Annotated in this window: 23 protein-coding genes, 2 tRNA genes and 1 other RNA gene; 15 read left to right on the top strand and 11 right to left on the bottom strand. The window is 68.4% G+C overall.

All coding sequences use genetic code 11. From position 1 onward, the window contains the following. Positions 1 to 95 precede the first annotated feature (95 nt). The gene (locus tag LG380_RS08355) at positions 96 to 1,298 is read right to left on the bottom strand and encodes a lytic transglycosylase domain-containing protein (protein WP_225764545.1); all 1,203 of its coding nucleotides are present in this window, start codon (positions 1,296 to 1,298) and stop codon (positions 96 to 98) included. Next, complete coding sequence (gene gloB / locus LG380_RS08350) at positions 1,295 to 2,059, bottom strand: hydroxyacylglutathione hydrolase (RefSeq protein ID WP_225764543.1); 765 nt, start codon at positions 2,057 to 2,059, stop codon at positions 1,295 to 1,297. The genes LG380_RS08355 and gloB overlap by 4 nt, the downstream gene beginning before the upstream one ends. Before the next feature lie 81 nt (positions 2,060 to 2,140). Between gloB and LG380_RS08345 the strand changes: the two genes are divergently transcribed. Genes LG380_RS08345 through dnaQ form a run of 3 tightly spaced genes read left to right on the top strand, consistent with a single transcriptional unit; the run spans position 2,141 to position 3,922 of the window. Further along, positions 2,141 to 2,710 (top strand): hypothetical protein, encoded by a 570-nt coding sequence (locus tag LG380_RS08345; protein WP_318780078.1) that lies wholly within the window; start codon positions 2,141 to 2,143, stop codon positions 2,708 to 2,710. 17 nt (positions 2,711 to 2,727) lie between these two features. Further along, on the top strand, positions 2,728 to 3,180 hold the full coding sequence (rnhA, locus tag LG380_RS08340) for a ribonuclease HI (protein ID WP_225764541.1): 453 nt from the start codon (positions 2,728 to 2,730) through the stop codon (positions 3,178 to 3,180). Between the two features lie 7 nt (positions 3,181 to 3,187). Continuing rightward, complete coding sequence (gene dnaQ / locus LG380_RS08335) at positions 3,188 to 3,922, top strand: DNA polymerase III subunit epsilon (protein ID WP_225764540.1); 735 nt, start codon at positions 3,188 to 3,190, stop codon at positions 3,920 to 3,922. A 10-nt stretch (positions 3,923 to 3,932) separates the two neighbouring features. Here dnaQ and LG380_RS08330 read toward each other — a convergent pair whose 3' ends face one another. Next, positions 3,933 to 4,637 carry a protein phosphatase 2C domain-containing protein gene (locus tag LG380_RS08330; RefSeq protein ID WP_225764539.1) on the bottom strand — a complete coding sequence of 235 codons (705 nt, stop codon included), beginning with the start codon at positions 4,635 to 4,637 and terminating at the stop codon, positions 3,933 to 3,935. Between the two features lie 194 nt (positions 4,638 to 4,831). Here LG380_RS08330 and LG380_RS08325 point away from each other — a divergent pair. Next, positions 4,832 to 4,922 (top strand) — tRNA-Ser (locus tag LG380_RS08325). 135 nt (positions 4,923 to 5,057) lie between these two features. Continuing rightward, positions 5,058 to 5,456, top strand: a complete 399-nt coding sequence (locus LG380_RS08320; protein ID WP_225764538.1) for a DUF6165 family protein — start codon at positions 5,058 to 5,060, stop codon at positions 5,454 to 5,456. A gap of 25 nt (positions 5,457 to 5,481) precedes the next feature. Here LG380_RS08320 and LG380_RS08315 read toward each other — a convergent pair whose 3' ends face one another. Beyond that, a complete protein-coding gene (locus LG380_RS08315) occupies positions 5,482 to 6,525 on the bottom strand; it encodes a glycosyltransferase family 9 protein (RefSeq protein ID WP_225764537.1) in 1,044 nt (347 codons plus the stop codon). Between the two features lie 21 nt (positions 6,526 to 6,546). Here LG380_RS08315 and LG380_RS08310 point away from each other — a divergent pair, with 21 nt between their 5' ends. Together LG380_RS08310 and LG380_RS08305 are read left to right on the top strand one after the other, a co-directional pair. After that, positions 6,547 to 7,296 carry a 3-deoxy-D-manno-octulosonic acid kinase gene (locus tag LG380_RS08310; RefSeq protein ID WP_225764536.1) on the top strand — a complete coding sequence of 250 codons (750 nt, stop codon included), beginning with the start codon at positions 6,547 to 6,549 and terminating at the stop codon, positions 7,294 to 7,296. Then, on the top strand, positions 7,296 to 8,036 hold the full coding sequence (locus LG380_RS08305; RefSeq protein ID WP_225764535.1) for an MBL fold metallo-hydrolase: 741 nt from the start codon (positions 7,296 to 7,298) through the stop codon (positions 8,034 to 8,036). Before LG380_RS08310 ends, LG380_RS08305 begins: the two co-directional genes overlap by 1 nt. 53 nt (positions 8,037 to 8,089) lie before the next feature. Here the strand turns inward: LG380_RS08305 and ffs are convergent. Both ffs and LG380_RS08295 read right to left on the bottom strand, forming a co-directional pair. After that, positions 8,090 to 8,186: signal recognition particle sRNA small type (gene ffs, locus LG380_RS08300), an RNA gene on the bottom strand. Positions 8,187 to 8,277: 91 nt separating this feature from the next. Further along, a tRNA-Ser gene (locus LG380_RS08295) sits at positions 8,278 to 8,370 on the bottom strand. A gap of 142 nt (positions 8,371 to 8,512) precedes the next feature. Here LG380_RS08295 and dnaX point away from each other — a divergent pair. From dnaX to LG380_RS08275, 4 genes are all read left to right on the top strand, one after another. Next, positions 8,513 to 10,375 (top strand): DNA polymerase III subunit gamma/tau, encoded by a 1,863-nt coding sequence (dnaX, locus tag LG380_RS08290; RefSeq protein WP_225764534.1) that lies wholly within the window; start codon positions 8,513 to 8,515, stop codon positions 10,373 to 10,375. 6 nt (positions 10,376 to 10,381) lie between these two features. Next, positions 10,382 to 10,702, top strand: coding sequence for a YbaB/EbfC family nucleoid-associated protein (locus LG380_RS08285; protein ID WP_225764533.1), 321 nt, complete (start codon positions 10,382 to 10,384; stop codon positions 10,700 to 10,702). A gap of 91 nt (positions 10,703 to 10,793) precedes the next feature. Next, positions 10,794 to 11,393 (top strand): recombination mediator RecR, encoded by a 600-nt coding sequence (gene recR / locus LG380_RS08280; protein WP_225764531.1) that lies wholly within the window; start codon positions 10,794 to 10,796, stop codon positions 11,391 to 11,393. A gap of 78 nt (positions 11,394 to 11,471) precedes the next feature. After that, complete coding sequence (locus LG380_RS08275) at positions 11,472 to 11,828, top strand: histidine triad nucleotide-binding protein (protein WP_225764530.1); 357 nt, start codon at positions 11,472 to 11,474, stop codon at positions 11,826 to 11,828. 70 nt (positions 11,829 to 11,898) lie between these two features. Here the strand turns inward: LG380_RS08275 and LG380_RS08270 are convergent, their stop codons facing one another. From LG380_RS08270 to LG380_RS08255, 4 genes are read right to left on the bottom strand one after another with little or no spacing between them, the layout of a single operon-like run. Next, complete coding sequence (locus LG380_RS08270; protein ID WP_225764529.1) at positions 11,899 to 12,423, bottom strand: Slp family lipoprotein; 525 nt, start codon at positions 12,421 to 12,423, stop codon at positions 11,899 to 11,901. Continuing rightward, a complete protein-coding gene (locus LG380_RS08265; protein ID WP_225764528.1) occupies positions 12,420 to 14,375 on the bottom strand; it encodes a DUF3488 and transglutaminase-like domain-containing protein in 1,956 nt (651 codons plus the stop codon). The genes LG380_RS08270 and LG380_RS08265 overlap by 4 nt, the downstream gene beginning before the upstream one ends. After that, the gene (locus LG380_RS08260; RefSeq protein ID WP_225764527.1) at positions 14,368 to 15,324 is read right to left on the bottom strand and encodes a DUF58 domain-containing protein; all 957 of its coding nucleotides are present in this window, start codon (positions 15,322 to 15,324) and stop codon (positions 14,368 to 14,370) included. Before LG380_RS08260 ends, LG380_RS08265 begins: the two co-directional genes overlap by 8 nt. Continuing rightward, positions 15,324 to 16,277 (bottom strand): AAA family ATPase, encoded by a 954-nt coding sequence (locus LG380_RS08255; protein ID WP_225764526.1) that lies wholly within the window; start codon positions 16,275 to 16,277, stop codon positions 15,324 to 15,326. Before LG380_RS08255 ends, LG380_RS08260 begins: the two co-directional genes overlap by 1 nt. A 42-nt stretch (positions 16,278 to 16,319) precedes the next feature. On the opposite strand from LG380_RS08255, the gene LG380_RS08250 reads away from it, so the two are divergent. Beyond that, a complete protein-coding gene (locus tag LG380_RS08250; protein ID WP_225764525.1) occupies positions 16,320 to 18,155 on the top strand; it encodes a glycosyltransferase family 39 protein in 1,836 nt (611 codons plus the stop codon). A 26-nt stretch (positions 18,156 to 18,181) separates the two neighbouring features. Here the strand turns inward: LG380_RS08250 and LG380_RS08245 are convergent, their stop codons facing one another. Continuing rightward, positions 18,182 to 18,754: a Maf family nucleotide pyrophosphatase gene (locus LG380_RS08245; protein ID WP_225764524.1), complete on the bottom strand. Its 573-nt coding sequence runs from the start codon at positions 18,752 to 18,754 to the stop codon at positions 18,182 to 18,184. A gap of 109 nt (positions 18,755 to 18,863) precedes the next feature. Between LG380_RS08245 and LG380_RS08240 the strand changes: the two genes are divergently transcribed. The 3 genes from LG380_RS08240 (at position 18,864) to LG380_RS08230 (ending at position 20,744) form a co-directional block, all read left to right on the top strand. Further along, the gene (locus LG380_RS08240; protein ID WP_225764523.1) at positions 18,864 to 19,376 is read left to right on the top strand and encodes a YceD family protein; all 513 of its coding nucleotides are present in this window, start codon (positions 18,864 to 18,866) and stop codon (positions 19,374 to 19,376) included. A gap of 105 nt (positions 19,377 to 19,481) precedes the next feature. Further along, the gene (gene rpmF / locus LG380_RS08235) at positions 19,482 to 19,679 is read left to right on the top strand and encodes a 50S ribosomal protein L32 (protein ID WP_225764522.1); all 198 of its coding nucleotides are present in this window, start codon (positions 19,482 to 19,484) and stop codon (positions 19,677 to 19,679) included. Positions 19,680 to 19,766: 87 nt separating this feature from the next. Then, positions 19,767 to 20,744 carry a beta-ketoacyl-ACP synthase III gene (locus LG380_RS08230; protein ID WP_225764520.1) on the top strand — a complete coding sequence of 326 codons (978 nt, stop codon included), beginning with the start codon at positions 19,767 to 19,769 and terminating at the stop codon, positions 20,742 to 20,744. The last annotated feature ends 119 nt before the right edge of the window (positions 20,745 to 20,863 follow it).

The raw sequence follows: 20,863 nt of genomic DNA, 5'->3' as shown, positions 1-20,863 counted from the left end.
GTGCAGCCCGTTACCGCTGCCGCGGCCCAACCCATCAGATCAACAGGCCCCGCAGGAGTAACTGCCGCGGGGCCGCTATCGAGGTGTTCCTGCGATCAGTCCTTGTCCTGGAAGCGCAGGACCATGCCGGGCTTGAGTACGCTGCTCGCGCCCAGGCCGTTGAAGGCCAGCAGGGCCTTGACGGGGATCCCGTAACGCTTGGCGATGGTCCATGCGGACTCGCCATTGCGCACGGTGTGCCGCCGCTCGCGCGCCGCCACGGTCGTTGACGTCGAAGCAGCGGCGGACGCGGGGGCGGGAGGCGGCGGCTCCGCGGCGGCCACCGTCGTGACGGTTTCCTGCGAGGATTCCAGCGTCGCGAGGAAGCTTTCCGGCGTCACCGGTGCAAGCACGCCGGTGCCGGTGCGGCCCTGCTTGAGCGCAGGGTTCAGGCGGCTGACCAGGCTCGGATCCAGGGCGCGCTTTCCGGCCCAGCTGGCCAGCGAAGTACCCGCAGGCACGCTGTGCGCCTGCAGGACCGGAACCGGCCGATCCAGCCTGGCCATCAGCTCGCCCTCGGTCTCGGCGTGCTCCAGCACGCAGGCCAGCGCGTGGAGCTTCTCGACATAGGCGTGGGTGATCGGCGACATGCCCGGAAGTTCGGCCGGCCTGGCGTTCTGGGCGTTCATGCCGGCCCGGCGCAGCGACTGCAGCACGCGGTACTCGCCGGCGTTGTAGGCCATGACGGCCAGTCGCCAGTCGCCGCCGAACATCCCGTGCAGGGTCTTGAGGTAGCGCACCGCCGCACGGGTGGAATCCACCGGCGAGAGGCGCGCATCGAAGCCCTTGTCGACCACCAGCCGGTGGTTGCGCGCGGTGCTGGCGATGAACTGCCACAGCCCGGCCGGACCGCTCGGACTGCGGGCGCCGGGACGGTAGCCGCTCTCCACGAAGGGAATCAATGCGAACTCGGTCGGCAGGTTGGCCGCCCGCAGTTCGTCCACGACATAGCCAAACAGCGGCAGCACGTCGTCCTGGCCATTGCCCAGCCGCGCCGGGACATGGGCAAAGTGCGCGCGCCAGCGGGGCGAGGTGGCGTCACCCTCGCACTCCGGCGCTGCAAGTCCTTCGCGGAAGTTGACCAGGATCTCCTGCCCGTTACGCACCATCGGCGGTGGCAGGGCGGTCCCGCCGCCGAGGGCGGTGGTGGATCCGAGGTTCTGGGCGACGCCGGCAACTGCGGCCACGGGTTGTGCTTGGGCAGACAGGAGGCTGGACAGTGCCAGCATCACCCCGGCCGCCAGGCCGCGCCGCATCATGCGACGAAACCGTCTTTCCACCGCCGCAATTCGGCGAATACTTCCACTTCGTCGGCCGCGCGGCGGCCCAGCCGTGCTTCAACCGCTGAAACCACGGCGGCCTCGCGGGTACGCAGGAACGGATTGGTGGCCAGCTCGGAGGCGAGCGGAACCGGAACGGTGGCGAGGAGTTGTCGGCGCATGTCCAGGACTTCCAGTTGGCGGCGTTGCAATGCCGCGTTGGTGGGATCGACCTGCCGTGCGAAAGCGGCGTTGGCCAGCGTGTACTCATGCCCGCAGCAGACAAGGGTGTCGGCGGGCAGGCTGGCCAGGCGCCTGAGCGAGGCCAGCATCTGCGGCGCGGTACCTTCGAACATCCGCCCACAGCCGAGGCTGAACAACGCATCGCCGCAGAACAGTCGGCCATGGCCGACATAGGCGATGTGGCTGGTGGTGTGTCCCGGGACGGACAGCACCTCGAAGGACCAACCGGCCAATGATACCGGGTCCCCGTCTCGGACCCGGTTGCAATCCAGTGGGATGCGGGGATCGTCCGGGGCGAATACCGGCAGCGAGGGCCAGCGGGCCAGCAACTCCGGCACCCCGCCGATATGGTCGCCGTGGTGGTGGGTCAGCAGGATCGCCGCCGGTTCCATGCCGTTGGCGGCAGCTTCCAGGACTGGTCCGGCCTGGCCGGGATCCACGATCACCGCCCGCCCGTCGCTGTCCTGCAGCGCCCAGATGTAGTTGTCGTCGAATGCTGGCAGGGCGGTCAGTCGCATAGAATTGGGACCATGCCTGTCGCCCCGAGCCCCCGTCAAGCCGCAGTCTCATCGTGGTTTGACACGCCTGCGGCGCGCGCAATGTGCCGCGTCGAGCACCACTTCCTCGCCGGAGCGCTGGCGCGACTGCCTGCCCAGCCCTGGATCTGGCTGTCGCCGGGTGCCGGCTGGTGGCCGGATCCGGTGCCTGCTGGACGAGGCATACGCCTCTTCCGCCAAGGCGCGGGCTATGTCGGCGACGTGCACTGCGACGTGCCGCTGCCGCTGGCATCGGAGTCGGTCAATGCCATCGTCCTGCAGCACCTGCCGCTGGCCTCCAGCACCGCCCTGCTGGCCGAGTGCGAGCGCGTCCTGATGCCGGGCGGGCGGCTGTGGGTGACCACGCTCAATCCCTGTAGTCCGTATCGGCTGCGCTGGCAGCACCAGCGCCCGGCGGCCGCCTTGCCGTTACGCTGGCGGGCGGCACTGGTCCGCAGTGGCCTGCACTGCGGCGATGCCCGCTACCTGGGCTCGCTGTGGGGAACGGACGGGCGCAGTCGCGGCCCGGGGCTGCTGCGCGCCAGTTGCGTGCTTGAGGCGGAGAAACGGGTCGGTGCCATGGTGGGGCCGATCCCGGCACCGGTGCGCTGGCGCGCGCCGGTGGCGACCTGATCACTTATCGGAACGAAATGAAGACCATCGAGATACACACCGACGGGGCCTGCCTGGGCAATCCCGGTCCCGGCGGCTGGGCCGCACTGCTGCGCTACAAGGGCCACGAACGCGAGGTGGTTGGGGCCGAAGCCCATACCACCAACAACCGCATGGAACTGATGGCCGCGATCATGGCGCTGGAGAGCCTGACCGAGCCATGTCACATCGTGCTGCACACCGATTCGCAGTACGTGCGCCAGGGCATCACCGAATGGATGCCGGGCTGGGTCAAGCGCAACTGGCGTACTTCCGGCGGTGATCCAGTCAAGAACCGTGAACTGTGGGAGCGGCTGCACGCGGCGACCCAGCGCCACCAGATCGACTGGCGCTGGGTGAAGGGGCACTCCGGAAATCCGGACAACGAGCGCGTGGACGTGCTGGCCCGCGACGAGGCGATTCGGATCCGCGCCGCATCGCCGGTAAACTGAGCCCCGCATGCGCCAGATCATCCTTGATACCGAAACCACCGGCCTGGAATGGAAGAAGGGCAACCGCGTGGTCGAGATCGGCTGCGTCGAGCTGCTCGAGCGCCGCCCCAGCGGCAACAACTTCCACCGCTACCTCAAGCCGGATTGCGACTTCGAGGCTGGCGCGCAGGAAGTCACCGGCCTGACCCTGGAGTTCCTTGCCGACAAGCCGGGCTTTGCCGAGATCGCCGAGGAATTCCTGGCCTACATCGACGGCGCCGAGCTGATCATCCACAACGCGGCGTTCGACCTGGGCTTCCTGGACTACGAGCTGTCGCTGCTCGGCCCGCAGTACGGCCGCATCACCGACCGGGCCACGGTGGTCGACACCCTGGCAATGGCGCGCGAGCAGTTTCCGGGCCAGCGCAATTCGCTGGACGCGCTGTGCAAGCGCCTGGGCGTGGACAACTCGCACCGCCAGCTGCACGGTGCGCTGCTCGATGCCCAGATCCTGGGCGACGTCTACATCGCGCTGACCTCCGGCCAGGAGGAGATTGGCTTTGGCCTGGCCGAGAGCAGCTCGCCGTCGGCCGATGCGGCTACGGTGGAGTTCAATCCGGCGCTGCTGCTGCCGCGCCCGCGGGTGGTGGTGACGGCTTCGGAGCTGGAAGCGCACAACGCACGGCTCGAGCGGCTGCGCAAGAAGGCCGGCCGTGCGCTGTGGGACGGCGAGCCGGAAGCGGTGGCAGAAGCGCAGGCCTGAGCCTGCGGCTTCAGTGGCAGCGCACCAGGATCGCGGTGACGTTGTCCGTGCCGCCGCCGTCCAGGGCAGCGGCGATCAGCGTGTCCACGCACTCCTGCGCGCTGCAGTCGCCCTGGTCCAGGGTCGCGGCGATGCTGGTGTCGTCCACTTCCTCGGTCAGGCCGTCGCTGCACAGCAGCAGCTGCATGCCCGAGCGTAGTTCGCCGGTCATCGTCGCCACATTGAGGTGCATCGGATCGGTGACCCCCAGTGCCTGGGTCACCACGTTGCGGTGCGGATGGGCGCGGGCCTGTTCGGCGGTCAGGTTGCCCTGTGCGACCAGTTCCTGGACGAAACTGTGGTCCTGGCTGAGCTGGGCGAGCTTGCCGGCGCGCCACAGGTAGGCGCGGCTGTCGCCTACCCAGGCCACTTCGAAACGGTTGCCCTGCACGCGCGCGGCGACCACGGTGGTGCCCATCGGCAGGGTGTCGTTGCGGCGCCGCGAAGTGCGGATGATCTCTTCGTCGGCCACGCGGATGGCCTGGGCCAGCGGCGTGCCGTTGCGGATCTCGCGCACGATCGTTTCCCGGGCCAGTGCGCTGGCCACCTCGCCACAGGCGTGCCCACCCATGCCGTCGGCCACCAGCCACAGCCCCAGTTCGCTGTCACCGTAATAGGTGTCTTCGTTGAGTTCGCGGCGCAGGCCGACGTGGGTGAGGTGTCCGAATTCGATCATGGGGGACCGCTGGCGGTCGGGTTTTGCGGTAGGTGACAACGGCATCATCGCGGGCGGCCGGACATCCGGCAAGCGCGGCCTGCGTGACCCGCATCAAGTGGTGGTTGCAACGAAATCAACAAACCGGTGGCCGATGGCTTGTCCACGGCGCGTTGTCCCCGTATCATTCGCTCCCCGGTTCGCCGGGACCACCCGGAGAGGTGGCAGAGTGGTTGAATGTACCTGACTCGAAATCAGGCAGGCGTTTATAGCGCCTCGGGGGTTCGAATCCCCCCCTCTCCGCCAGATGCAGGAACAGGCCGCCTTCGGGCGGCCTGTTTCGTTTCCGGTGTTGCGCTTGCCGGCGCCCGGCCATGGGCGAACTTCCGCGCCCCCGCTCGGCGCCTCTAAACTGCCGTCCTGTCCTTCGTGGAAATCCCCATGTCCGAGATCCTCGTCCCCGTATCCTTTGGCGAACTGCTGGACAAGATCGCCATCCTGCAGATCAAGTCCGAGCGGATGAGCGACGAGGCCAAGCTGGCCAACGTGCGCAAGGAGCTGGGCGCGCTGGAGAAGACCTGGATGTCACATCCGGCCGCGGTCAAGGACATCGCACGGCTGCGTGCCGAGCTCAAGGCGGTCAACGAGAAGCTGTGGACGATCGAGGACGACATCCGCCTCAAGGAAAAGGCCCAGGCCTTCGACGAGGAGTTCGTGCAGCTGGCGCGCAGCGTCTACTTCGAGAATGACGAGCGCGCCCGGATCAAGAAGCAGATCAACCTGGCGCTGGGCTCGTCGTACGTGGAAGAGAAGTCCTACCAGGACTACCGCGCAGGCTGAGGCTGGCCCCGCCCACTGGCACCGATCAGCGGCCGTTGTCGCTGCAGTAGCGCTCGAACGCGGCGATGGCGTCGTCCACCGTGACCAGCTCCATCACCCCGTCGAACTCGACCTTGGCGCCCCATTTGAGTTCGCTGGCCGGCTTGCCCAGGTACTTGCGCGCCGCATCGTCGTAGCGGTCCACGCAGTAGCGCCGGTCCGAGTACGGGCCGCTGCGGTGCGGGTTGCTGGCCGCATGCAGGCCCAGCACCTTGGTGCCGACCGCATTGGCGATGTGCATTGGTCCCGAGTCCGGCGTCATCAGCAGCGAGGCGCGTTCCAGCAGCGCCGGCAGTTGCTTGAGCGTGTCCTTGCCGACCAGGTCCAGCGCCGGGTGCTGCATCGCCGCCAGGATTGCGTCGGTGGTGCTGCGCTCCAGTTCGCTGCGGCCACCACACAGCACCACGCGCCAGCCACGCGAGGCGGCGTGGTCGGCCACCGCCGCGTAGCGGTCGGCATACCAGTTGCGGCGCACGTGGCTGGAGCACGGCGAGATCATCAGCACCGGGCGCCCGTCGTCGTCCCATTGCGCCCGGGCCCACTCGCGCGCGGCCAGCGGGGTGGCCAGGTCCCAGCTCACTTCGGTCTGCTGCAGGCCCAGCGGTTCGCAGAAGCTGCCGATCGCATCGAGCACATGGATACCGGGGCGGTCGGCGATGCGCTCGTTGATGAAGAGCCCATGCAGGTCCTTGGAGCGGGAGCGGTCGTAGCCGATGCGCCGGCGGGCCGGGATGAACGCCGACAGCACGTTGGCGCGGAACGCGACCTGCATCTGCAGCAGCGCATCGAAGCGGTTGGGCAGTTGCGCGCGCAGCGCCCGCATCCCGGCCAGGCCGGTGCTCTTGTCATAGGTGTGGAAGACCACGCCCGGCAGTTCCTCGAGCAGCTTGTAGCCGCCTTTGTCGATCACCCAGTGCAGGCTGGTCCCGGGCATCGCGCGCTGCAGCGTCCGCACCAGCGGCACCACATGGGTCACGTCCCCGAGCGCTGACAAACGCAAAAGGCACAGGGATGAGGACGTCTGGGGCATGGTGTTGTTAGACTCGAAGGAATGGTCGCATTTGACGCCACTGAAGCGCTGACGCCTTGCCGCGAGGGCCGCGGATATGGGGCCATTCTGTTCGACCGCGAACGGCTGCGGCAAGCCGACGCCTCGCTGTTTTCGCCCACGCACTGGGGCGAGAAGGCGCGGCCGGTAGGCGATGGCGGACGCGGTGGCGCCTGGTTCGTCGAGGCGCCGTTCGGTCCGTGCGTGCTGCGCCACTACCTGCGTGGCGGCCTGGCCGCACGGCTCAGTCATGACCTCTACCTGTGGCAGCGTGCCGACCGCACCCGCAGCTTCGCCGAGTTCCGGCTGATGCGTGCGCTGCTGGCCCGCAAGCTGCCGGTGCCGCGGCCGCTGGCGGCCTTCTACATGCGCGAGGGCGTGCGCTACCGCGCTGCGATCCTGATGGAACGGCTGGAGGGCGTGCGCTCGCTGGCCGACCGCGCGCTGGTGGCTGGTCGCGGCGCGCCGTGGGAAGAGGCCGGGCGCCTGATCGCGTGCTTCCATCGCGCCGGCCTGGACCACGCCGACCTCAACGCACACAACATCCTCTTCGATGCCAACGGCCATGGCTGGCTGATCGATTTCGACCGCAGCCAGCTGCGCATCCCGGCCACGCGCTGGCGCGAGCGCAACCTCAAGCGCCTGCTGCGTTCGCTGTTGAAGCTGCGCGGCGAGCGCAGCCGCGAGGACGTGGAGAAGGACTACGCCCGCCTGCGTCGTGCCTACGACCTGGCCTGGAGCCGGGGCTACTGATGGACTGGGCGCTGCGCTTCCTGGGCGTGGGCAATGCATCGGCGGTGGAGCTCGGATCACCCAATGCGGTGATCGAGCGCGATGGCCAGCCGTGGCTGGCGATCGACTGCGGCGGCGAAGGCCTGACCGCCTACCAGGCCCGATACGGCGCGCTGCCCTCGGCGGTGTTCGTCACCCACGTGCACCTGGACCACGTTGCAGGCTTCGAGCGCCTGTTCGTCGGCAGCTACTTCAATCCAGAGCTGCGCGGGCGGATCCGGCTGTACGTGCCGGCGACCGTGGTGCCGCTGCTGCACCGGCGGGTGGCCGACTACCCCAATGTGCTTGCCGAGGGCGGGGCGAACTTCTGGGATGCGTTCCAGCTGATCCCGGTCGGCGATGCGTTCTGGCACGAGGAGCTGCGGCTGGAGGTATTCCCGGTGCGCCATCACTGGCCGGAAACGGCCTATGGCCTGCGCCTGCGCCAGTCGCTGGTGTGGACCGGCGATACCCGCCCGATCCCGGAGATGCTGGCGCGCTTTGCCGACGCCGGCGAACTGATCGCCCATGACTGCGGTCTGCTTGGCAACCCCTCCCATACCGGGGTGGAGGACCTGGAGCGCGAGTACGACGCCAGGCTGCGCGCGCGCATGGTGCTGTACCACTACGCCAGTGCGGCGGACGGGGAGGCGATGCGCGCACGCGGGCATCGTGTCGCCATGCCGGGTGAATGCCTGGCGCTGGCGGCGCCTGCGGCCTGATTCCCGCGCCGAGGCGTGCAGGGAACGAAAGTCCGGGCCCAGAAAGGGTGGAAGCCCCGCCGGCTGACCTCGGCGCCCGCGTCGATCGATACCGTTGCTGCCTTCCGGCCCTGGCGGGATTTTCGACCTAGCGTCGCGAGGGGCCGACGGGGCCTCCATAGACGCGGGCCGCGCTGAGCGCGGCCCGGGTTTTGTTCATCCGTACATGTGGGTACGGACGGGGCGGGTAAACCCGCAAGTCTGGCGGAGAGAGGGGGATTCGAACCCCCGAAGCGCGGTTTAGACGCTTACACACTTTCCAGGCGTGCTCCTTCAACCACTCGGACACCTCTCCGGGTCCTGCCAAAGGTCCGTGGACCCCGGCAGGGCCGCAGATTCTATAGGTCCGCGGGCTTTGCCACAAGCACGATTTTCACGACCGGGGTGGGTGTTGACGGCCATGGCACAATGGCGATTCAGATGAAGACGGTTGCCCGATGTCCTATCTCGTCCTAGCCCGCAAGTGGCGTCCGAAGCGTTTTGCAGAACTGGTGGGCCAGGAGCACGTGGTCCGCGCACTGAGCAATGCGCTGGACAGCGGGCGCGTGCACCACGCCTTCCTGTTCACGGGTACCCGCGGCGTGGGCAAGACCACCATCGCCCGCATCTTCGCCAAGTCGCTGAACTGCGAGCATGGCACCAGCGCCGACCCGTGCGGCCAGTGCGCCGCCTGCCAGGACATCGACGCCGGCCGCTACATCGACCTGCTGGAGATCGACGCCGCGTCCAACACCGGCGTGGATGACGTGCGCGAGGTGATCGAGAACGCCCAGTACATGCCCAGTCGGGGCAAGTACAAGGTCTACCTGATCGACGAGGTGCACATGCTGTCCAAGGCAGCGTTCAACGCGCTGCTGAAGACGCTGGAGGAGCCGCCGGAGCACGTGAAGTTCCTGCTGGCCACCACCGACCCGCAGAAGCTGCCGGTGACCGTGCTCAGCCGCTGCCTGCAGTTCAACCTCAAGCGCCTGGACGAGGAGCAGATCCGCGGACAGATGACCAGGATCCTCGGTGCCGAGGGCATCGAGTCGGATCCGTCGGCGATCGCGCAGCTGGCCAAGGCCGCCGATGGTTCGCTGCGCGACGGCCTCTCGCTGCTGGACCAGGCCATCGCCTATGCCGGCGGCGCGCTGCGCGAGGACGTGGTGCGGACCATGCTCGGCACCGTGGACCGCACCCAGGTCGGGGCGATGCTCGACGCGCTGGCCGATGGCGATGGCGTGCGCCTGCTGCAGGTGGTCGCCACCCTGGCTGAATTCTCGCCGGACTGGAGCGGGGTGCTGGAGGCGCTGGCCGAGGCCCTGCATCGCACCCAGGTGAGGCAGCTGGTGCCCGAAGCCGCCGTGGCCGGCGATGGCGTGGACATGGCCGCGTTCGCCACCCGCCTGCGCCCGGAAGTGGTGCAGCTCTGGTACCAGATGGCGCTGTCCGGCCGTCGCGACCTGCACCTGGCCCCCAGTCCGCGTGCCGGCTTCGAGATGGCGGTGCTGCGCATGCTCGCCTTCCGTCCGACCGGCGGCATCCCCGGCGTGCCCAAGGAAGGCATGCCGGCGGCCGACCCCGTGCCGGCAGCGCCGACCCGCGCCGCTGCACCGGTGGAGGCAAGCCCGGCTCCGGCAGTTCCGGCGCCCGAGCCGTCGCTGCCGAAGCAGGCGCCGGTTGTTCCGGTAGCCCCGGTGGCCGAACCGGCTGCAAGCGGAAACGATGCGCCGCCATGGGAAATCCCCGGCCGCAATGCCGCCTCGCGCGAAGACGAGGCGCTGGCCGCCGCGCTGGCGCCCGCGCCCGAAGCTGCCATGGCCGCGCCCTGGCCCGACGAGCCGCAGGCCCGTCCTGCGCCTGCCGCGCCGGCTCCTGCGCAGGTGCCGGCTGCGGCCGCCGTGTCGCAGGACGCCGATGGCATGTTCGTACTGGGCAACGCCGAGCAGTGGCTGGACCTGGTCGCCGCCAGTGGCCTAACCGGCCCTTCGCGACAGCTGGCAGCCAATTCCGCCTTCGTCCGTTACGAACGCGGCACCCTGCGCCTGGCGCTGTCGCCGGGTTTTGAATACCTGCAGTCGGAACGTTCGGTGGGCGACCTGTCACAGGCGCTGGCCAGGGCCTTGGGCCAGGCACCGAAGATCGTCATCGAGACCGGACGTGCCGACGCCGAAACCCTGCACGAGCGCGCTGACCGCCAGCGCGGCGAGCGGCAGAGCGCGGCCGAGACCGCGTTCATGGCAGACCCGACGGTGCAGCTGCTGGTGCAGCAGCATGGCGCGCGGGTCGTGCCTGATTCCATCCGTCCCTTTGAAGAGTGAACGAACATGCGTGGCAATATCGCCCAACTGATGCAGCAGGCGCAGAAGATGCAGGAAAACCTGCAGCGCGCCCAGGAAGAACTGGCCAAGCTCGAGGTCACCGGCAGCGCCGGCGCGGGCATGGTCAGCGTGACCCTCACCGGCGCCAAGGAGTGCCGCAAGGTGCGCATCGACCCGAGCATCCTGTCCGACCAGGAGATGGTCGAGGACCTGATCGCCGCTGCCTTCAACGACGCCTCCAACAAGGTCGACGTCGAATCCAAGGCCCGTATGGGCTCGGCCACGGCCGGCATGCAGCTGCCGCCGGGCATGAAGCTGCCGTTCTGACCGGCACCGGCGGCCCGGTGCCGCCGATCTTGTCGTACCTGCGCGCGAAGCCTCCGGGTTTCGCGCGTGCGTTTCACGGAGTGGATGACCGATGAGCGTGCCGCTGCTCGAACAACTGATCGAGGCCTTCCGGGTGCTGCCCGGCGTGGGGCAGAAGACCGCGCAGCGCATGGCCTACCACGTGCTCGAGCGCGAGCGCGAGGGCGGCCAGCGGCTGTCCTCGGCGCTGGCTGCGGCGATCGAGCGCATCGGCCACTGCGTGCAGTGCCGTGACTTCAGCGAGAGCGAGGTGTGCCCGGTGTGCGCCAGCGCCAGCCGCGAGCGCCAGCAGCTGTGCGTGATCGAATCGCCGGCCGATCGTCTGGCGATCGAGCACGCCACCGGCTACCGCGGCCTGTATTTCGTGCTGCAGGGACGGTTGTCGCCGCTGGACGGCATAGGCCCGCGCGAACTGGGCCTGGACCAGCTCGAGCAGCGCCTGCAGCAGGGCGAGGTGCAGGAACTGATCATCGCCACCAACTCCACCGTCGAGGGCGAGGCCACCGCGCACTACCTGGCGCAGCTGGCACGTCGCCACCACGTGCGCCCGAGCCGGCTCGCCCAGGGGCTGCCGCTGGGGGGCGAACTGGAATACGTGGATCGCGGCACGCTGTCGCATGCCTTCGGCAGCCGCAGCGAAGTGCCCGAATAAGCCCGCGTTGCGCAGCGCGTGCGCACGCCTTGCGCGAGCGTCTAAGCTGTCGGCTGGTTTCCCGATGTGACTTCCGCCATGACCGACACCGACACGATCTTCGGCAAGATCATCCGCCGCGAAATTCCCGCCACCATCGTCTACGAGGACGAGGACGTGCTGGGCTTCAAGGACATCGCACCGCAGGCGCCGGTGCACGTGCTGTTCATTCCCAAGAACGAGGTCATCCCGACCCTTGATGACTTGACCCCGGAGCAGGGGGCGCTGGTCGGCAAGCTGGTGGTCGCCGCCGCCGCCTATGCCCGCGAGCAGGGCCTGCACAAGGATGGCTACCGGGTGGTCATGAACTGTCGCGAGCACGCCGGGCAGACCGTGTTCCACATCCACCTGCACCTGCTGGCCGGCGCGCCGCTGGGACGCTTCGGCACCCCCTGATCCGTCCAGGTTGCGGATACGAAAACGCCGCCCTGGGGCGGCGTTTTGCGTTGTTGTCGGGGAGATGTGCTCACCACCAGCCGCGATAGCCCCAGCCCCAGCGCGGGCCCCACGCCGGGCCCCACGGGCCATAGGGATAGGCCGGAACGACCTCCACCTCGCGCTGCACCGGCCACAGGTAGACCACGTCGGCCTGCAGGCGCGGCAGCTGGTAGTCGTACTCACCGATACGGGTGGTTTCATAGCCGGTGACGCGGCCGATGAAGGTCACGTCGCGGCCGGGCTCGAACACCGCCGGATCATAGAAACCCGCACGGCAGGCCAGGAAACGGCCGTCGCTGGCATCGCTGGAAGCGGTCACCGGGCGGCCGGTGCCGTTGAGCGGGCGCGAAATCAGCTGGAAGCAGGTTTCGCCCGGGCCCGGGGTGGTTTCGATGATGCGACCGCCCCAGCGCACCGGCGTGCCGGTCTGCTGTTGGGCCACCGAGTCGCGTGGCGAAACCTCGCTGAACTGGCCTTGCAGCGGCTTGGGGGCGGTGGCGCAGGCCGCCAGCGTCAGCGTGGCGACGAGGGGAAGCAGATGGCGGATCTTCATGGACGTGCTCCGGGGTTCGGTCGGTGCCTGCGCAGGTCACGCAACAATGAAGCAGGCTGGGGATCGGCGCCAGCGTAGCGTGCGGCAGCGAAACGCCCGCTGAGTGCGACCAGCCCCGGATCCGGGGCGATGGCATCGACGCGGCGCGCCCATTCCAGTGCCGGCTCGTGCGGCTGCCGGCCCAGGCCGCGGCGGGCATAACGGCGCCCGAGATGGTGCCAGGCGCGCAGCAGCGGATCGCGCTCGCGTTCGCCGCGGGCCAGCAGCCACGCCATCCAGCCGAGCATCGCCGCCGCAGCCAAAGCGAACAGGGCGATGAGGTGGGAGGGCTCCAACCGCTCGATTCCCAGTGGGCGCAACATGCGCTGCTGGCGCTCGGCATCGAAGGAAAGCACCAGCTCGTTCCAGCCGCGACGCATCCAGTCGGCGAACTGGGTCACTTGCAGCAAGCGGTCGCCAAGGGTCACGGCGCCCTCGGCACCGCCCTGGCCCAGCCGGTTCTCCAGCGTGTCGTAGATGCGCTCGGGGGCGACCGCCGCGGTCGGGTCAACCCGCACCCAGCCGCGTTCCGGCAGCCACACCTCGGCCCAGGCATGGGCATCCATGCGCCGCACCACCCAGTAATCGCCGAAGCGGTTGCGCACGCCGCCGGCATAGCCGGTGACCACGCGTGCGGGAATGCCGGCGCTGCGCATCAGCACCACGAAGGCCGAGCTGAAGTGTTCACAGAAGCCGGCCTTGTGCTGGAACAGGAACTCGTCCACGCCATGGCGGCCGGGTAGCGGGGTGGAAAGGGTGTAGCCGAACTCGGCGCGGATCCAGGCCAGTGCGCGGTTGACGATCGCGGCATCATCGGCGCCGGCCTGTTGCCGCCACTGCTGGCCCAGGACGCGGGTACGCGGGTTGAACCCCTCCGGCAGGGCCAGCGCCTGGCGTCGGGACGCCGCGGACAGTTCGGGCTGGAACTGGACCGGCGCGGCCGACTGCAGGTGCCACCGGGTCATCGCGCTCAACGGGCGATGGCTGTACAGGCTGTAGTCGGCATCCAGGCGCGTGCCTTCGGGCGGCTGCAGCGGCAGGTCCAGGGCCACCAGCTGGCGGCTGTCGGTGGGCTCGTATTCGATGCGGTAATCCCAGCGCGGGGCACCGGGCACGGTAGGGGGCGGTTCGCGCTCCGGACGCCAGCGCGGCCGGCGCCAGCTGCGTCCATCGAAATCGGTGAGTACCGGCCCCCGCCAGTAACGCTGCTGCGGCTCGGGCACCGGGCCGAAGAACTGCGCACGCAGCGCCGGCGAGTCATCGGCCATCAGGTCGATCCATTCGCCCGGATGCATCGAGTCGGACAGGCCCGGACGGGCGAGGGTGCGTTCGGGGATGCCCCACAGCGGCGTCGCCAGTCGCGGGAACAGCCAGAACGCGGCCAGCGCCAGTGGCAGGGCCAGCAGTACCAGGCGGCCGATGCCGCGCAGGTGTTCACCGGGCGCGGCGGTGGCGCCGCGGCCTTCCTCGTCGGCCATGCACTGCAGCGTCCACAGCGCGCTGAGCACGGCGGCGATGGCCAGCGCGAGGGTCAACGGGCCCTGGTCGAGCAGGAAGGCCGAGAACGGCGCGAACAGGGCGAAGCCGAGGAGGCTACGGGCATCGCGCAGGCTGCGCAGTTCCGAGGACTTGATCGCCAGCATCGCCGCCAGCAGTGCGCAGCCGGTGTCGCGCCCGGGACGTGCGCCCATCTGCCAGTAGATCAGGCCCAGCATCGCCAGGACCAGCAGTGCGCGCAGCACTGCCGGCAGCGGCCGCCGCCAGGACAGCGCTGCGACAGCCGCCGCAACCAGCCCGAAGCCGCTGGCCAGCAGCGAAGGCAGCTGCAGCAGCAACGGCAGCAGTGCCAGTGCCGTGGTCACCAGGCTGCGGTTGCGGTTGCCCGGTGAAAGGGGCACGGGCGCGTCAGTCATGGGGCAGCAGCGCCAGGGCGCGCAGGCACAGGTGGCGGTGCGCATCGCCATTGCCCGGTCCGAACGGCAACTGGCCGGGCAGGTTGAGCCGGTAGCGACGGTTCTCGCGTTCGGCCTCGTTGACCCAGCGCGCCAGGCGCGCGATGCGCTGCTCCGGTGGCATCGGAACGAGGGCGTGCCAGTCCAGCGTCAGCTCCAGGCCCAGCGGACGCTCGTACTCGCGGACCAGCAGGGAGTCACGCCGTGCCGAATGCTTCCAGGAGATGGCCTGGAGGGCGTCGCCGGGACGATAGCTGCGCAACTGCTGGAGTTCCTCGCCCAGCGGATGGGCCCGGGTGCGGGCGGCGGCGCCATCGCTCTCGGGCAGTGGCGGTCCCGCCTTTTCAGCTCTGGGGTAGACCAGCAACGGGGTTTCCGGCCACACCCAGGCCCAGGCGCGGACCAGGCCCAGTGGCTGGGTGGTGGAGATGCGGACGCGCTGCAGGTCCAGCCAGCCGCGTTGTCGGGTCGGCAGGAACAGGTCGACCTCAATGCGCGACTCGTCCAGGTCCGCGTGCACCGGTTCGGCGCCGGGGTGCTCCAGCCGCAATCCGCGCCGCATGCGTGCATCGTCGCGGGCCAGGGTCAGCCGGAGCTTGATCGGAGAACCGGCCGGCACCGGTTCGGCCGACATTGCTTCCAGCCGGAGTCCGGACAGCTGCAGGTGGGCCATGATGGTGCTGGCAATGCCGATCGCCGAGAGCAGCAGCGCCAGCAGCAACGCCGGGTTGTTGTTGTAGTTCAAGGCGCCCAGCAGCATCACCAGCAACAGCAGCGCGACGAACCAGCCAAAGCCGGTGGGCAGTACGTAGATGCGGTTGCGGCGCAACTGGACCGGCAGCGGCTCGGTCGCGCGCGGCCGGGCCAGCAACTGCAGTGCCTGCCAGCGTGCACGCAACGCCCGCCGCATCAGTCCACCTGCACGCTGTGCAGGATCGCGCGGGCCAGGGCGGGATCGGAAGAGGATTCGGCTTCAGCCACCAGCCGATGGCCAGCCACGGCCACGAACAGCGCCTGCACGTCCTCGGGCAGTACGTGATTGCGGCCGAGCAGCAGCGCATACGCACGCGCGGCACGCAGCAGGGCGATGCCGGCGCGCGGCGACAGGCCCACGCGCACGCCTGCATGCTGGCGGCTGCGGGTCAGCAGCGCCTGCACGTAGTCAATCAGTGCCTCGCTGGCATGGACCTGTTGCACGGCCGCACGCAGGGTACGCACGTCGTCGTCGGACAGTTGCGGGATGGCCCGGGAGATCAGGTCGCGGCGATCGCTGCCGGCAAGCAGGGCGCGCTCGGCCTCGGGATTCGGGTAGCCCAGCGCCAGCCGCAGCAGGAAGCGGTCCAGCTGCGAGTCCGGCAACGGGAAGGTGCCAGACAGGTCTACCGGATTCTGCGTGGCGATGACGAAGAACGGATCTGGCAACGCATGGGTCACGCCGTCGAGCGTCACCTGGTGCTCGGCCATCGCCTCGAGCAGGGCACTCTGGGTACGCGGTGGCGCGCGGTTGATCTCGTCGGCGAGCAGGACATGGGTGAACACCGGGCCGGGATGGAACTGGAACTGCCGCGTCTGCGCATCGTAGACCGACACGCCCAGCACATCGGCCGGCAGCAGGTCGGAGGTGAACTGCACGCGCTGGAACCCAAGGCCCAGCGTGGATGCCAGGGCGTGTGCCAACGTGGTCTTGCCCAGACCGGGCAGGTCCTCGATCAGCAGGTGCCCGTCGGAGAGCAGGGCGACGAACGCCAGCCGGACCTCGTGCGGTTTACCCAACACCAGCGAGTTGACCTGCTCCTGGGCGCGTTGAAGGGCCCTTCGCAACGCATCAGTTAGGATTCCCTGTTCATGAGGCGCGGTAGACATGTGTCGTCTCGTGTCGATGGGTCCAAGGGAGTGTAAAGGCCAATGCAGAGGGAACAACGGGCACGGACGATCTTCATGACGCTGTGGGCAATCGTCACCGCCGCCAAGCTGGTGGTGGCTGCACGCCTGCCGCTGTTCGTGGACGAAGCGTTCTACTGGCAGGAAGGCCAGCATCTGGCAGCGGCCTATTCGGACCTGCCCGGACTCACCGCATGGCTGGCGCGGCTGGGCGTGGAGATCGGTGGCCAGCATGTGCTGGCACTGCGCCTGCCGTTCCTGGTCATTGCCGCATTGCTGCCGTGGTTGATCGTGCGCATCTCCGCGCGCTGGTTCGGCGCGGTGGCTGGCTGGCAGGCCGGCGCACTGACCTCGCTGATGCCGCTGTCGGCCACGCTCGGCATCCTTGCCGTTCCCGACGTGCCGCTGGCACTGGCCTCGGTGCTGTGCCTGGATGCCGGTGCGCGACTGCTGCGCCAGGTCGATGCCTCCGGCGCGATCAACCTGGCACTCGGCTTGCTGATCGGCGCGCTCAGCCACTACCGTTTCATCGGTGTGATCGGCGTGGGTTTCATCGCATTGCTGCTGCTGCCGGAAGGGCGGCGCATGCTGCGGGATCCGCGGGTGTGGGTGGCGCTGGCCTTCGGCGTGCTGGCGTGGTTGCCACTGCTGGCCTGGAACGCCGACAACCATGATGCCGGCCTGAAATTCCAGCTGGTCGAACGCCATCCGTGGCAGTTCGAATGGACCGGCCTGTGGTTCCTGTTGATCCAGCCGCTGCTGGTGACGCCACTGCTGTGCATCGCACTGTGGAAGGTGGCCATCGCCGGGGCGCGCGATGGCGGCGGCACGCGTGTGCAGTGGCGGTATTTCGCGCTGGTCGGTGGCGTCTCCACGCTGGCGATCTTCGTGCTGGGCTTCTTCACCGACGTGGAGCGCATCAGTTTCCACTGGCCGCTGCCGGGTTACTTCGCGCTGCTGGTGGCCGCGCCGGTAGTGCTGCATGGATGGTCGCGGCGCCTGCGCCGCATCACCCTGTGGGTGGCCGGGACTGGCCTGGCCTGCGCGTTTGGTTATTACCTCGTGGCAGCAACCCCGGCAATGCGCGAGGAGCTGGTCGGCAACAAGTACTACCCACGCAACTTCGCCGGCTGGGATCCGTTGGCCGCTGCGGTGCGCGAGGAGCTGGCGCGCATGCCCGAGGGCACCCGGGTACTGGCCAGCAACTTCAAGATCGGGGCCGAGCTGGGCTTCCAGCTGCGTGATCCATCCATCCGCGTCCTGCCGCATGAGCTCAACGACCATCACGGGCGCACGGCGCAGCTCGCGCAGTGGGGGCTGCTCCATGACGGTGCGTGGCAGCACCCGCAATTGCTGGTGCTTGCTCCCGGTGACCAGCGCTATCGCGACCTGCTGGTGCGCTACCACGCCGTGTGCGAAATGGTCGGCCCTCTGCCGCCACCGCGGGTGGTTTCCAGCGACCACGGCTACCAGCGTTTCCTGTTGTTCGCATTGCCGGAAAAGCGTGTCGAGGGACCCTGCGTGACACCGGCGATGGCGTGGATCGATACCCCGCTGCCGAATGCGAAGGTGGACGAAAAGCTGGAAATCGCAGGCTGGGCATTCAAGGATGGCGTGGGCCTGTCGCGGGTCGAACTGCTGCTCGATGGCGTGGTGGTGGCCGAAGCCGAATACGGCATCGCCTACGACGTCACCGGCTTCTGGGAGATATCCACCGACCCGCAGCACCCCAACGTCGGTTTCCGCGCCACGCTGGACCTGTCTGGCCAGGCGCCTGGGCGCCACTGGCTTGGCCTGCGCCTGCACGGCAACGACGGCAGCGTCGAGGACTGGGCCGAGCAGCCGCTACGCATCCGCTAACACACGGTGCCTCCTCCGAGGTTGCCTTAGGGCAGGGTGAAGCCGGCCTGGCGCAGCAGTCGTGACAAGGCGATCAGTGGCAGGCCCACCAGGGCGGTCGGGTCCGAGGTGCGGATGGCGTCGAACAGGCTGATGCCCAGACCTTCGCACTTGAAGCTGCCGGCGCAGTCCAGCGGTTGTTCGGCCTCGATATAGCTGGCGATTTCTTCGCGGCCGAGCTGACGGAAATGCACTTCGGTGGTATCGAGCGCGTCCCAGCTTGCGCCCGGTCCGTGCAGGTGCACGGCGGTGTGGAAGCGCACCACGCCCCCGGACATGGCCGCCAGTTGCGCACGTGCGGAAGCGGCATCGCCGGGCTTGCCCAGCGGGTGGCCGTCCAGGTCGGCGACCTGGTCCGAGCCGATTACCCAGGCGCCGGGGGAGGTGGCTGCCGCCGCCATTGCCTTTTCCCTGGCCAGGCGTTGCGCCAGCACGACCGGCGGCTCGCCCTCGCGAGGCTGTTCATCAACGTCAGGGCGTGCGCAGTCGAACGGCAGGCGCAGCCGCTCCAGCAGTTCCCGACGATAGACCGAGGTCGAGGCGAGGATCAGGGAAGCCATTGCAGTCCTTGGGTGCGGGGCCCGCAGTCTGCGTTCGGGGCCCCGGGTCAGGCAATCGTCAGCAGGGCATTTGACAGTGCCTTGACCCATCCTTAAAATTCAGCGGCTTATGTCCGCGAACGTGCCCGAAATGCTGGATGCCTGGCGGATGGTCGCAGCGCGTAGGCGCTTCGACGGCCAGGTTCCCCTGGCTGAGTTGACCCGCCTGCAAGGACTGGTCGCCGATACCGATGGCGAGTGTCGATTCGCACTCGAATTCGGTCGCGACGAGGTATTGCGGGTATCCTATGTCGAACTGTCCATCGATACCGCGCTGCCGCTGACCTGTCAGCGCAGCCTGCAGCGTTTCCTGTTGCCGGTCTCGGTTGTGCAGCGTCTCGGTCTGATCCGGGACGAGGAAGAGGAGTCCTCGCTGCCGCCGGATTACGAAGCGCTGCTGGTGCCGGAAGACGGCAACCTGCGGCCGCTGGACCTGGTGGAAGATGAACTCGTGCTGGCGGTGCCGGTGGTGCCGTTGTCCCCCGAAGGGGATGCGGTCGACCAGGAATGGGCGCCGCCGCAGGAAGAAGTTGGCAAGGCCAGCCCGTTCGCGGCGCTGGCGGCATTGAAGAAGAAACAATAGCAGCCGGTTGTCGTCGGCGGCTGCGGCGAAAGCAAAGAGTGCCGGGCGCTGGCGTCCTGTGCGACGAAACGACGAAGCAAAACGAACCGAGTTTGGAGCAATCCCATGGCTGTGCAGAAATCCCGTGTTACCCCGTCCCGCCGCGGCCAGCGCCGTTCGCATGACGCCCTGAGCGCCAAGCAGCTGTCGACCGATCCGACCACCGGTGAAGTGCATCTGCGTCACCACGTCACCGCCGACGGTTTCTACCGTGGCAAGAAGGTGATCTCGACCAAGGCCGACTCGGTCGTCGAAGAAGATTGATCCGTAAGGGCCGCCATCCGTCCGGATGGTGGCCCTTGCTCCTTTCTTCGGGGTTGCCGCATGGCCGCCCCTGCAACAGGAACAAGCATGAGCAAGCGGATCTACTCGAGGATCGCGGGCACCGGTAGCTATTTGCCCGAGAAGGTGTTGACCAACGACGATCTGGCCAGGATTGTCGACACCAACGACGAGTGGATCCAGACGCGCACCGGTATCCGCGAGCGGCACATGGCTGCCGAGGGCGAGACCACCGGCGACCTGGGCTACAACGCCGCATTGCGTGCGCTGGAAGCGGCCGGGATCGAAGCGTCGCAGCTTGACATGATCGTGGTGGGCACCACCACGCCTGACCTGATTTTCCCGTCCACCGCCTGCCTGATCCAGGCGCGGCTGGGCGCGACCGGCTGCGCGGCGTTCGACGTCAACGCGGCCTGTTCCGGTTTCCTGTACGCGCTGAGCATCGCCGACAAGTTCATCCGCAGTGGCGACGCCCGCCATGTGCTGGTGATCGGTGCCGAAACCCTGACCCGCATCGTCGACTGGAGCGACCGCACCACGTGCGTGCTGTTCGGCGACGGCGCTGGCGCGGTCGTGCTCAAGGCCGATGAGGAAACCGGCATCCTCAGCACCCACCTGCATGCCGATGGCAGCAAGAAGGAGCTGCTGTGGAACCCGGTGGGCGTCTCCGTGGGCTTCAAGGAAGGCCCCGGCGGTGGCGGCACCATCAACATGAAGGGCAACGACGTGTTCAAGTACGCCGTCAAGGCGCTGGACTCGGTGGTTGACGAAACCCTTGAGGCCAACGGGCTGGACAAGTCCGACCTGGACTGGCTGATCCCGCACCAGGCGAACCTGCGCATCATCGAGGCCACCGCCAAGCGGCTGGACATGTCGATGGACCAGGTAGTGGTCACCGTCGACCGCCACGGCAATACCTCGTCCGGCTCGGTGCCGCTGGCGCTGGATGAAGCGGTGCGTTCGGGCCGTGTCGAGCGCGGGCAACTGCTGCTGCTGGAAGCTTTCGGTGGCGGCTTCACCTGGGGCTCGGCGCTGCTGCGCTACTGATTCCCTGGCGCGGCGTCGTCCGCCAGCACCTTTGATGTTTTGGACAGGCCTGCCCGGTTTCCGGCGCGGGCTTTCGTCATGCATGGATTTTTCCCGTGGAATGGAATCCAGTGCTGCGC

The sequence above is a fragment of the Stenotrophomonas sp. Marseille-Q4652 genome, from assembly GCF_916618915.1.
Classification (GTDB): Bacteria; Pseudomonadota; Gammaproteobacteria; order Xanthomonadales; family Xanthomonadaceae; genus Stenotrophomonas.
Note: the sequence above shows the minus strand (reverse complement) of the source record. Positions and strands in the feature narration are given on the sequence as shown.